This is a genomic window from Amycolatopsis granulosa, assembly GCF_011758745.1.
Classification (GTDB): domain Bacteria; phylum Actinomycetota; class Actinomycetes; order Mycobacteriales; family Pseudonocardiaceae; genus Amycolatopsis_E; species Amycolatopsis_E granulosa.
Genome location: NZ_JAANOV010000001.1, coordinates 234,003 through 245,314 on the forward strand (window position 1 = coordinate 234,003; position 11,312 = coordinate 245,314).

11 protein-coding genes are annotated in these 11,312 nt (G+C 72.1%); 8 read left to right on the plus strand and 3 right to left on the minus strand.

The window, feature by feature from the left end:
• The first annotated feature begins 53 nt into the window (after positions 1-53).
• Complete coding sequence (locus tag FHX45_RS01100; RefSeq protein WP_167096168.1) at positions 54-515, plus strand: ATP-binding protein; 462 nt, start codon at positions 54-56, stop codon at positions 513-515.
• 74 nt (positions 516-589) lie between these two features.
• Here the strand turns inward: FHX45_RS01100 and FHX45_RS01105 are convergent, their stop codons facing one another.
• Positions 590-1,576: a transketolase C-terminal domain-containing protein gene (locus FHX45_RS01105; RefSeq protein WP_167096169.1), complete on the minus strand. Its 987-nt coding sequence runs from the start codon at positions 1,574-1,576 to the stop codon at positions 590-592.
• Positions 1,573-2,436 carry a transketolase gene (locus tag FHX45_RS01110; protein ID WP_167096170.1) on the minus strand — a complete coding sequence of 288 codons (864 nt, stop codon included), beginning with the start codon at positions 2,434-2,436 and terminating at the stop codon, positions 1,573-1,575. The genes FHX45_RS01105 and FHX45_RS01110 overlap by 4 nt, the downstream gene beginning before the upstream one ends.
• Positions 2,437-2,529: 93 nt before the next feature.
• Here FHX45_RS01110 and FHX45_RS01115 point away from each other — a divergent pair, with 93 nt between their 5' ends.
• The 7 genes from FHX45_RS01115 (at position 2,530) to FHX45_RS01145 (ending at position 10,719) form a co-directional block, all read left to right on the plus strand.
• Positions 2,530-3,321 (plus strand): IclR family transcriptional regulator domain-containing protein, encoded by a 792-nt coding sequence (locus FHX45_RS01115; protein ID WP_167096171.1) that lies wholly within the window; start codon positions 2,530-2,532, stop codon positions 3,319-3,321.
• Between the two features lie 125 nt (positions 3,322-3,446).
• A complete protein-coding gene (locus FHX45_RS01120) occupies positions 3,447-4,238 on the plus strand; it encodes an SDR family NAD(P)-dependent oxidoreductase (RefSeq protein ID WP_167096172.1) in 792 nt (263 codons plus the stop codon).
• A 56-nt stretch (positions 4,239-4,294) separates the two neighbouring features.
• Positions 4,295-5,251, plus strand: coding sequence for a substrate-binding domain-containing protein (locus tag FHX45_RS01125; RefSeq protein ID WP_167096173.1), 957 nt, complete (start codon positions 4,295-4,297; stop codon positions 5,249-5,251).
• An 88-nt stretch (positions 5,252-5,339) separates the two neighbouring features.
• Positions 5,340-6,845, plus strand: coding sequence for an ATP-binding cassette domain-containing protein (locus FHX45_RS01130; RefSeq protein ID WP_208405760.1), 1,506 nt, complete (start codon positions 5,340-5,342; stop codon positions 6,843-6,845).
• 4 nt (positions 6,846-6,849) lie between these two features.
• Positions 6,850-7,860, plus strand: a complete 1,011-nt coding sequence (locus FHX45_RS01135; protein ID WP_167096175.1) for an ABC transporter permease subunit — start codon at positions 6,850-6,852, stop codon at positions 7,858-7,860.
• A gap of 34 nt (positions 7,861-7,894) precedes the next feature.
• Positions 7,895-8,956, plus strand: a complete 1,062-nt coding sequence (locus FHX45_RS01140; protein WP_167096176.1) for an NAD-dependent epimerase/dehydratase family protein — start codon at positions 7,895-7,897, stop codon at positions 8,954-8,956.
• Positions 8,957-8,982: 26 nt separating this feature from the next.
• On the plus strand, positions 8,983-10,719 hold the full coding sequence (locus tag FHX45_RS01145; protein WP_208405761.1) for a flavin-containing monooxygenase: 1,737 nt from the start codon (positions 8,983-8,985) through the stop codon (positions 10,717-10,719).
• A gap of 49 nt (positions 10,720-10,768) precedes the next feature.
• Here FHX45_RS01145 and FHX45_RS01150 read toward each other — a convergent pair whose 3' ends face one another.
• Positions 10,769-11,203: a MarR family winged helix-turn-helix transcriptional regulator gene (locus FHX45_RS01150; protein ID WP_167108159.1), complete on the minus strand. Its 435-nt coding sequence runs from the start codon at positions 11,201-11,203 to the stop codon at positions 10,769-10,771.
• Positions 11,204-11,312 lie beyond the last annotated feature (109 nt).

Genomic DNA, 11,312 nt, shown 5'->3' on the forward strand with positions numbered 1-11,312 from the left:
GGGTAGCCGCGAAGTCAGTCGTCTTGAGCACACAGGACGGGTCGGGAGTGGGCATGCGTCACGACGAGGAGATCGCCACCGGCGGCGACGGGGTGAGCCTGTGGCTGCCGCCGGACGAGCGGCCGCCACCGCTGGTGCGCCTCCGCCGGTGGGCGGCGGAGGCGCTGGCCGACCTGGGCGAGGACCACCTGGTGGCCACGCAGCTGGTCGCGACCGAGCTGGTGACCAACGCCTACGAGCACGGCGGGGGCCCGGCCCGGGTGCGGGTGCGGCGAGAACGCGAGCCGTGCCGGATCCGGATCGAGGTCTCCGACCGCTCGAGCACGCCGCCGGTGGCCAAGGACCCCGATGACACGGTAGTGGGTGGCCGGGGGTTGCGGATGGTCGACAAGGTGTCACTCGACTGGGGCAGCCACCCCTCGGACGGAGGAAAGACGGTGTGGGCGCTGGTCGACTGCGCAGCCTACGGGTGGCAGCCGTGCTCGGCGCTTGAGCAGCCCGGGCGCGGCCGTTAGGCGCGGAGCCGGCGCAGCCCCACCTGCCGCGGCGAACCCGGTGCCGCCGCGGCAGGTGCTGCCGTGCGGTGCGTTCAGCCCAGTGCCGTCCGGGCGGCGTGCACGATCCCGTCGGTGTCGAGGCCGTAGTGCCGGTACAGGTGGGTCGGCGGCCCGACGAGGGCGTACTCGTCGCGCAGCCCGTGCCGCACCACCCGCGCACCGTGGCCGTGGCCGGCGACGACTTCCGCGACCGCGCCGCCGAGCCCGCCGAGAACGCTGTGCTCCTCGACGGTGAGGATCACCCCGGAGCGGGCGGCGGCCCGGGACACCGCGTCCGCGTCGAGCGGTTTGACGGTGTGCATGTCGAGCACTCCGGTGGAGATGCCCTCCGCCTCGAGCACCGCTGCCGCGGACAGCGCGGGGTGCACCATCGAGCCGGTGGCGATGATGGTCAGGTCGCTGCCCGTCGAGTGCTCGATGGCGCGGCCGATCGTGAAGCCGCGGTCGTCGTGGTCGTAGACGTCGGGATCCTGGCCGCGCCCGATCCGGAAGTAGATCGGCCCGGGCCAGTCGGTGGCCGCCCGCAGCGCGGACCGCAACTGCGCCGCGTCGGCCGGGGCGATCACCGTCAGGCCCGCGATGCTCCGTGTGATGGCGAGGTCTTCGGTGGCGTGGTGGGACGTGCCGTAGTAGCCCAGGGTGATGCCGGCGTGGTGACCGATCAACCGGACCGGGAGCCGGGTGTAGGCCACGTCCGTGCGGATCTGCTCACACGCCAGCAGCGCCAGGAACGAGGCGAAGGTGGCCACGTGCGGCTGCCAGCCGGTGGTGGCCAGTCCCGCGGCGGTGGACACCATGTGCTGTTCGGAGATGCCGAACTGGACGTAGTGGTCCGGGTGCCGCTCCTGGAAGCGGACCAGGCCGTTGGAGTACTTCAGGTCCGCGGTGCCGGCGAGGATCGGATGCCCCTCGTCCACCAGGTCGGCCAGGGTGTCGGCCAGGGCGTGCAGGCCCGGCGCGCGGTCGAGGAGTGTCAGCAGGTGCCAGGATTCGGGCTGCAGCCCGGGTGCGATGCTCACCGGCCCCTCCGGAGTTCCTCGATCGCGTTGCGTTCGTCCTGCTCGGCGAGCCAGCCCAGGTGCCAGCCGAACTCGGCTTCCATGTACGAGATCCCCTTGCCCTTCACCGTGTCGGCGATGATCACCACGGGAGACGTGCGGGCGGTGTCGGCCACGACGCTGCGCAGGAGCGCGAGCAGGGCGGCCACGTCGTGCCCGTCGACCCGGTGCGCCTGCCAGCCGAAGGCGCGCCACTTGTCCTCGAGCGGTTCGATTCCGGTGACGGTGTCGATCCGGCCGTCCAGCGAGTGGTCGTTGCGGTCCACGATCGCGATCAGGTTCGACACCTGGTGGTGGGCCGCCCCGAGCGCCGCTTCCCAGATCTGGCCCTCGTGCAGCTCGCCGTCGCCGAGGAGGACGAAGACGTTCGAGTCGTAGCCCCGCATCCGGGTGCCCAGGGCGATCCCGGTGCCGGTGGACAGCGCGTGGCCGAGCGAGCCGCTGCTGAAGTCGATGCCGGGGATCCGGGTCATGTCCGGGTGGTCGCCGAAGGCGTTGCCCAGCCGCGTGTACTCGTCCAGCTCGCGGGGGTCGAAGAACCCCCAGTCGGCCAGGAGCGGGTACAGCGTCGCCGCGGCGTGCCCCTTGCCGAACAGGAATCGGTCCCGCTCGGGCCAGTCCGGCTCGCCGCGGCGCAGCCGCATCACGCCGTAGTAGAGCGTCGCGAGGATCTCCGCGCACGAGAAACCGGAGGCGTAGTGACCGGTCTTGGCGATGGAGATCAGCCGGACCGTTTCCAGGCGGGCGAACAGCGCGCGCTCGCTGATCGTGTCGATGAGGTCCGCGAGGTCGCGCTGCGGATCGCGTTTGACGACTGTCATGAGAGCGCAAAGTACCGCCTGACGGTCAGACTGTCCATACAACGAGAATCTTTTCTATTGGTCGTCTTGTCCGCACAGCGGTAACATCCCGAGGTGGCGAATGACGGAAGCGTGATGCTGGTGCGCAAGGTGGCTCAGGTGCTCGACCACCTCGCGCAGGGAGAGGCGACGGCGGCGGAGCTCGCCGAGGCGCTGGGAGAGCCGCGCAGCTCGGTCTACCGGCTGCTGTCCAGCCTGCAGGCCGAGCGCCTGGTGGAGCAGGGAGCGCGGCGGGGGCAGTTCCGGCTGGGGGTCAAGCTGCTCACCCTGGGCACGGCGGTGGTCGCGAGGTTCGACGAGCGCGAGTTCGCGCAACCGGTGCTGGAGCGGTTGCACGATCTGACCGGCGAGACGGTCTTCCTCTGCGTCCGGCGCGGCGATGCCGCCGTGTGCATCGAACGGCTCGCGGGCAAACGGGTGCAGTCGCTGGCGCTGCAGCTGGGCGGGTCCCTGCCGTTGCACGCGGGCGCCGCCTCCCGTGCCCTGCTGGCCTTCGCGCCGGAGACCGAATGGGAGGCCTACCTGGAACGGAACGTGCCGTTGTCGCGGTTCACCGCGTCCACTCCGTCCGAGCCTGCCGCGCTCCGCAAGGTGCTGCGGCAGGCTCGTGCGGACGGCTTCGCCGTCAGCGACCAGGACGTCACGGTCGGCGTGGCCGCGATCGGAGTGCCGGTCGTCGACTACCGCGGCGAGGTCCGCGCCGCGGTGTCGATCAGCGGCGTGCGCGAGTCGATCCTCGGCGAGGACTTCCCCCGCTGGCGTGACCTGTTGCTCGGCGCGGGGCAGGAGGTGTCCCGCGCTCTGGGCTCCGAGCTCGCCGGCAAGAACATCGCCCGGTTCGACTGACTCGGCGCCCCGAACGCGCCCAGGCCGAAATTCTCACCCACTAGACGAGACGTCCTTTGTATGAGAATGTGTCTCCCAACGTGGGGCGTGCAGCCCCGGTCCCTGACGGTTGAGGGAGGCCATTCATGGTCAACGGTGACCTGTCCGGTCGGGTCGTGGTCATCACCGGTGCGGGCGGCGGCATCGGGCTCGCCTGCGCCCGGCACGCGCTGGACGCGGGCGCCCGCGTCGTGGGCGCCGACCTGCAGACCGGGCAGCTCGGGGAACTCGCCGGCCCGGACCGGTTGCGCGTCGTTCCCGCCGACCTGCGCACGTCCGCCGGTGCCGAGGCGATGATCGCGGCCGCGCTCGACGGATTCGGCCGCGTCGACGTGCTGGTGAACAACGCCGGGGTCGCCCCGGTGCGGGACGGGTTCCTCGGCATCACCGACGCCGACTGGGCGTCGACGCTCGAGCTCAACCTCATGGGCTACGTCCGGGCGGCCCGCGCCGCCCTGGCGGTGATGCGCGACGCCGGGTCGGGCGTGCTCATCCACATCGCCTCGGAGGCGGCGCGCATGCCCAACCCCCGGCTGCCCGACTACAGCGTGTCCAAGGCCGCCGTGCTGATGCTGTCGAAGGTGCTCGCCGCCGAGTTCGCGCCCTACGGCATCCGGTCCACTGTGGTCTCGCCCGCGTTCGTGCGCTCACCCATCTACGACCGTCCCGGTGGTATCGCGGACAGTCTCGCCGAGGAGTTCGGTGTGGACCGGGAGACGGCCTTGCAGCGGTACGTCGAGCTGAACGGGATCCCGCTCGGCCGGCTCGGCACCGTGGACGAGGTCGCCGCGATGGTGACCTTCCTGGCTTCCGACCGCGCCGCCTTCGTGACCGGCGCCAACTTCTGCATCGACGGCGGCGTGACGCCGGTCGTGTGACCCCACCGCGGGTCGGCTGGCCGGCCCGTTCCCCGAACAGACAAGGACAATCAACGATGATTCCTCGCACGCTGCCCGCGCGCCGGCCGCTGCGCCGCGCCGGCGCCCTGGTCGCGGCCGGCCTCACGGTCCTCGCCACGCTCGCCGGGTGCGCCTCCGGTGCCGGTTCCGCCGGCGGTGACCGCACCGTCGGCGTCACGCTCAACGCCGCGTCCAACCCGTTCTTCCTGGCCGAGGGCAAGGCGATCGAGGCGGCGGCCGGACCCGGGGTGCGGGTCGCCGTCCAGTACGCCAACGCCGACGTGGCCACCCAGAGCAACCAGATCGACACCTTCATCCGCCAGCGCGTGAGCTCGATCGTGGTCGACGCGGTCGACTCCGACGGGATCGGTCCCGCGGTACTGCGGGCCAAGCAGGCGGGCATCCCCGTGGTGGCCATCGATGTCGCCGCCGCGGGCGCGGACGCCACCGTCGCCAGCGACAACGTCCAGGCGGGCCGCGATGCGTGCGCCTACCTCGCCGAGCAGCTCGGCGGGCGGGCGAAGATCGCGATCGTGGACGGGTCGGCGGTGTCGGCCATCGCCGACCGCATGACCGGGTGCCGGCAGGCCCTCGCCCAGGCTCCCGGGATCGACGTCGTCGCCACCCAGCGCGCCGACCTGACCCGGGACAAGAGCATGACCGTGGCGAGCAACATCCTCACGGCCCATCCCGACGTCGCCGGGTTCTTCGGGGTCAACGACCCGACCGCGATCGGCATCGCGCTCGCCGCCCAGCAGAAGGGCGCCCGCGTGAAGGTCGCCGGTGTGGACGGTGCCCGCCAGCTCACCGACCTGTTCGGCGACGGCCTGATCATCGGGACCTCGGGGCAGGACCCGGCGAAGCTCGGCCGCACCGGGCTGGACCTGGCGACGCGCCTGGCGCGCAAGGAGCAGGTTCCGTCGGCTCCGGTGCTGATCCCCACCGTGCTGGTCACGCCGCAGACCCTCGGCTCCTACCCGAGCTGGGGCTGACATGGCACGCCACGCAGACGTAGCCGGTACCGCCGACACAGCGGGTACCGCCGACGCAACCGGTACCACCGACACAGCCGGCACAGCCGTGGTGCGGCTGGACGGCGTCACCAAGTCCTTCGCGGGCAACCCGGTACTGCGCGGTGTCTCGCTCGGCCTCGTCCCGGGCGAGGTGCACGTGCTGGCCGGGGAGAACGGGGCGGGCAAGTCGACGCTGATCAAGGTGCTGACCGGGATTCACGCCCCCGACGGCGGCCGGGTTCTGGTCGACGGCGTGCCGGTGACCTTCTCCGGCCCGGGGGACGCCCGCGAGCGCGGGCTCACCGTCGTCCACCAGGAACTGAGCCTGGTGCCGGACCGCACGATCGCGGAGAACATCGTCCTGGGCCGCGAGCCGCGCCGCCGCGGCGGGCGGTTCGACCGGCGCCAGGCCCGGGCGCGCGCGGCCGCCGCGCTGGCGCGGGTCGGCGCGGCGCTCGACCCGGACACGCGGGTGGCCGACCTCAACACCGGGCAGCAGCAGCTGGTCGAGATCGCACGTGCCCTGGCCGACCGTCCGCGGGTGCTGGTGCTCGACGAGCCCACGGCCGCCCTGTCCGACGAGGAGGCCAGGGCGCTGCTGGGGATCGTCGCGGAACTGCGCGACGCGGGCCTCGGACTGCTCTACATCAGCCACCGGATGGCCGAGATCGACCGGATCGCCGACCGCGTCACCGTCCTGCGTGACGGCCGCGTCGCCGACACCATGTCCCGCGCCGGGATGACCGAGGACCGGATCGTGACCTCCATGGTCGGCCGGCCCGTCGAGAACCTGTACCAGCACGGTGAGCGCCGCCCCTCCGCGCAGGTGCGCCTGCGGGTGGAGCGGATCAGCTCGCGCACCGTGCGGGAGTCCTCGTTCGAGGTGCGGGCAGGGGAGGTCGTCGGGCTGGCGGGCATCGTCGGTGCCGGCCGCAGCGAGCTGTGCCGGCTGATCGCCGGTTTCGACCGCAGCGACGGGGGCGCTGTCACGGTGGACGGCCGGCCGGTCGACCTCCGGCACCCGGCCTCGGCCGCGGCGTCGGGGATCGTGATGCTGCCGGAGAGCCGCAAGACCCAGGGCCTGTTCCCGGCGATGTCGGTGGCGGACAACGTCTGCACCGGCACCCCGCTCGGCCGGCGCCCGCTGGGGCGGACGTCGGCGGGGGCGCGCCGGGCCGCCGCCCGCTCCTACGCCGACCGGATGCGGATCAAGGCAGCCGGCCTGGACCAGCGCGTCGCCGAACTGTCCGGCGGCAACCAGCAGAAGGTCCTGCTCGCCCGCTGCCTCGCCCGCCGTCCCGCGGTGCTCATCCTCGACGAGCCCACGCGTGGCGTCGACATCGGCGCGAAGGCCGACATCTACGCCCTGGTCAACGAAGTCGCCGCCCGCGGCGTCGCCGTCGTGCTGATCTCCTCCGAACTGCCCGAGGTTCTCGGGCTCGCCGACCGCGTGCTGGTGATGAGCGGGCGGGCCATCGTCGCCGAACTGACCGGCGAGGCGATGACGGAGGAAGAGGTCATCCGGCACGCCACCGGCTCGGTGAGCGTGCCCGCCGAACTCACACAGAGGTGATCAGATGGAAACGACGTCAGTGATCGAAGCAGCCCCGCCGGACCGGCGGGACCCGCGGCGGAGGCTGCGGCGGCGGGGGAGCGTGGCCGACTGGCTCGGCGTGCTGTCCGCGTTGCTCGTGCTCGTCATCGTGTTCGCGATCGCGGCGCCCTACTTCTTCACCGTACCCAACCTGCTCGACATCGCCCGGCAGATCGCCGTCACCGCGGTCCTCGGGGCCGGCCTGACCTTCGTCATCATCACCGCGGGCATCGACCTGTCGGTCGGCTCGGCCGTGGGGGTCACCGCGTTCGTGGCGGTTTCGCTGTCGTTGCACGGGGTCACCGCGCTGGTCGCGCTCCCGGCGGCCCTCGCCGCCGGCGTGGTCGTGGGCCTCGTCAACGGTGTGCTCGTGGCCGGTCTCGGTCTGGCGCCGTTCATCGTGACGCTGGCCGCGCTCACCTACCTGCGTGGCGTGACCTACGTGGGCACCGGCGGAACCACGCTGTTCTCCACCGACCTCGGTTACGCGGCGGTGGGCAGCGGGGTGGTGCTGGGCGTCCCGACGCCGGTGCTGGTCATGGTCGCGGTGTTCGCGATCGGTGGTTACCTGCTCAACCGGACGGTGTTCGGGCGGTGGGTCTTCGCGGTGGGCGGCAACCCCGAGGCCGCGCGGCTGGCCGGCATCCCGGTCCGGCGCGTGCTCGTGTGGGTCTACGTCCTGTCCGGGCTGTGCGCGGCGATCGGCGGGGTGATCGCTTCGGCCCGCCTGCAGAGCTCGGTGCCCGACCTGGGCACCGGCTACGAGCTGTCCGCCATCGCGGCCGTGGTGCTCGGCGGCACGTCACTGATGGGCGGGCGTGGATCGCTGACCGGCACGTTCCTCGGCGCCGCCATCATGGGTGTGCTGGTCAACGGGATGACGCTGCTCGACGTGTCCTCGTTCTACCAGCAAATCATCCAGGGCGCGGTCATCGTCGTCGCTGTCGCGCTGGACCGCCTGCGGTCCCGCCGGGCCGGAGCGGGCCCGGCATGAGCTCCATCCACGCAACCAACCGGAGAGAACAACAGTGACAACTCCAACCACACTCGTCGTCGGGGCGCACGGTGTCATCGGCGGGGCGGTGGCGCAGCGGCTGCGCGACCACGACCGGCGGGTGGTGACGCTGGCCCGCCGCGGCCCGGTCACCCTCCCCGACGGGACCGTGATCGACGACCACGTGCAGGTCGACCTGCTGGACCGCGACGCGACGATCGCCGCGCTGGCAGGCCGGGCGGACATCACCGACGTCGTGTTCGCCGCGTACGTGGAGCGCGAGACCATGGCGGCGACGGTCGGCCCGAACGTCGCCATGCTGCGGCATCTGCTCGACGCGCTGCACGCGAGCGCGTCGACGGTGCGCCACGTCGTGCTCATCGGCGGGGGCAAGTCCTACGGCGAGCACCTCGGCCACTACAAGACGCCGGCGAAGGAGAGCGATCCGCGTTTTCTCGGGCCGATCTTCTACAACGACCAGGAAGATCTGCTGTGGACGGACGCCGGACGGGCGGGTTACACCTGGACGGTGCTGCGGCCGGACGGCGTGCTGGGGGTCAGCCTCGGCTCACCGATGAACATGGTCACCGGGCTGGGGGTGTTCGCGGCGGTCAGCAAGTACCAGGGCGTGCCCCTGCGGTTCCCGGGCACGCCGGGGGCGTGGACGGCACTGCACCAGGCCACCGACGCGCGGATCATCGCCGGCGCGGTCGAGTGGGCGCTGGACAGCGCGGCCGCGCGCGGCGAGGTCTTCAACGTCACCAACGGCGACCACTTCCGCTGGCAGCACCTGTGGCCGGACATCGCGGCGTTCTTCGCGATGCCCGCGGCGCCGCCGCAGCCGATGTCCCTCGCCGAGCAGATGGCGGACAAGGACAGCACCTGGGATGCCCTGACGGCCGAGCACGGTCTGCGGTCGCTGCCGCTGTCCGCCGTGGCCGCGTGGCCGTTCATCGACGGCTGGCTCGCCAACGAGGCCGACATGGTGCAGAGCACGATCAAGATCCGCCGTGCCGGGTTCACCGAGTGCATCGACACCCACGACAGCTTCCTGGACAACCTCGACCGGATGCGCGCCCTGCGCCTCATCCCGTGACCGCTCGCTACCCTCAGGAGACGATGATGACGACGACCGACCCGGCGGCGATCGCGCAACGGTGGCTCGACGAGTTCGGCAACGTGCTGACGCGCGGAGCCGATCTGTCCGGGCTGTTCGCGAACGAGTGCTACTGGCGCGACCTGGTGGCGTTCACCGACGACATCCGCACGGTGGCGGGGGACCGGGTGCCGGTGGAGCTGGCCGCCCGCCAGCCGGTCGCCAAGGCCTCCGGGTTCCGGGTCGCGGCCGGCCGCACCCCGCCGCGGTTCGTCGAGCGCAACGGCATCCGCGCGGTGGAGGCGATCTTCGAGTTCGAGGTCACCGCGGGCAGCGGCGCGGGTGTCGTGCGGCTGGTCGAGGAGCCCGGGCGCGGCCACGTGGCGCGGAACCTGCTGACCACAGTGGACCAGCTGGCCGGCTATCCGGAACGCACCGGCGAGAACCGGCCGGTGGGCCAGCGCGACTCGGCGAAGTTCGGCGGCCCGAACTGGCTCGACCGCCGGGAGGCGGCGCGGGCCTATGCCGATCACGATCCGGACGTTCTCATCGTGGGCGGCGGGCAGAGCGGACTGGCGCTCGCCGCGCGCCTGGGACAGCTCGACGTGGACGCGCTCGTGGTCGACACGCACGAGCGTCCCGGCGACAACTGGCGCAAGCGCTACCACGCGCTGACGTTGCACAACGCGGTGTGGCTCAACGACCTGCCGTACCTGCCGTTCCCGCAGACCTGGCCGGTGTTCCTGCCCAAGGACAAGCTGGCCGGCTGGTTCGAGTCCTACGTGGACGCGATGGAGATCAACTTCTGGGGCGGCACCACCCTCGAGGGGGCCGCGTACTCCGCCGCGAGCGGCACCTGGGAGGCCCGGCTGCGCCGTGCCGACGGCAGCACGCGGGTGCTGCGCCCCAGGCACGTCGTGATCGCGACGGGCGTGAGCGGCCTGCCCTTCGTCCCGGACCTGCCCGGCCTCGGCGAGTTCGCGGGGGAGGTGGTGCACTCCAGCGCCTACCAGGACGGCGCCGCCCACGCCGGCCGGCGGGTCATCGTGGTGGGCACCGGCAACAGCGGGCACGACGTGGCGCAGGACCTGCACGCCAACGGCGCCTCGGTCACCATGGTCCAGCGCAGCCCCACGACGGTGATCAGCATCGACCCGAGTGCCGCGCTGGCCGACGCCTCCTACCTGACCGCACCGACGCTGGAGGACAGCGACCTGATCGGGCTGTCGGTGCCGTACCCGGACCTCGTCGTGGGCGCGAAGCAGCTCACGGCGCGGATGAAGGAACTCGACCGCGACCTCGTCGAGGGGCTCAACCGGGTCGGTTTCCGCACCGACTACGGCCACGACGAGACCGGGCAGCAGATGAAGTACATGCGCCGCGGCGGCGGGTACTACCTCAACGTCGGGTGCTCGGACCTGCTCATCTCCGGCGAGATCGGCCTGGTGCAGTGGTCGGACGCGGACCGGTTCGTGCGTGCGGGGCTGCGGATGTCCGACGGCTCCGTGGTCGAGGCGGATCTCGTCGTGCTCGCCACCGGGTACCGGAGCCAGCAGGAGGGCTTGCGGCACCTGATGGGGGACGAGGTGGCCGAGACCGTGGGACCCATCTGGGGTTACGACGACGAGGGCGAGATCCGCAACATGTGGCGGCGCACCCCGCACCCCGGACTGTGGTTCACCGCGGGCAACTTCCAGATGTGCCGCACCTACTCGAAGGTGCTCGCCTTCCACCTGCGGCGCGCGCTGGACCAGGCGCGGTGACCGGGCGGTGGCTCCGCGGGCTCGCCCGCGGAGCCACTGCCGGATCCGGTCAGGATTCCAGGGCGGCGACGAGGGGGGCCAGCTCGGGCATGCCGGCCGCGCGCTCGAGCGACTTCTCGAGCACTTCGTCGTGGGTCGGCCGCGCGCGGGCGAGCGCGCGCTGCCCCTCGGAGGTGAGCTCGGTGTAGATGCCGCGGCGGTCGTCGGCGCACAGGACCCGTGTCAGCAGCCCGCGGTCCTCCAGGCGGGTCACCAGCCGGGTGGTCGCGCTGCTGGACAGTGCGGCCGCCCGGGACAGCTGCTGCATCCGCATGTGCCACCCGTCCTGGCGGCTGAGCGCGTCCAGGACCGTGAACTCCACCACCGACAGCTGGTGCTCCCGCTGCAGCGACCGTTCGAGTTCGGTTTCGATCAGATTGTGCAGGGCGGCGAGGGTGCGCCAGCCCCGGGCGCGGATCTCCACGGCGTCGTCGGCGATGCCCATTGCGGTCTCCTTCGTGTCGCTCACTCCAGCCTACCGTGCCCAGCGCTCGTAGAGCGCGCGTGCAAATACCAGGCCACGCGCTCTTCCGGCTCCACCGGCGCCGGGCTGA

What these genes read in the sequence shown, in the direction of transcription:
- FHX45_RS01135 (WP_167096175.1), top strand. Translation starts at nt 6,850, where the DNA reads ATGGAAACGACGTCAGTGATCGAAGCAGCCCCGCCGGACCGGCGGGAC.
- FHX45_RS01150 (WP_167108159.1), bottom strand. Translation starts at nt 11,203, where the DNA reads ATGGGCATCGCCGACGACGCCGTGGAGATCCGCGCCCGGGGCTGGCGC.
- FHX45_RS01125 (WP_167096173.1), top strand. Translation starts at nt 4,295, where the DNA reads ATGATTCCTCGCACGCTGCCCGCGCGCCGGCCGCTGCGCCGCGCCGGC.
- FHX45_RS01120 (WP_167096172.1), top strand. Translation starts at nt 3,447, where the DNA reads ATGGTCAACGGTGACCTGTCCGGTCGGGTCGTGGTCATCACCGGTGCG.
- FHX45_RS01100 (WP_167096168.1), top strand. Translation starts at nt 54, where the DNA reads ATGCGTCACGACGAGGAGATCGCCACCGGCGGCGACGGGGTGAGCCTG.
- FHX45_RS01145 (WP_208405761.1), top strand. Translation starts at nt 8,983, where the DNA reads ATGACGACGACCGACCCGGCGGCGATCGCGCAACGGTGGCTCGACGAG.
- FHX45_RS01110 (WP_167096170.1), bottom strand. Translation starts at nt 2,436, where the DNA reads ATGACAGTCGTCAAACGCGATCCGCAGCGCGACCTCGCGGACCTCATC.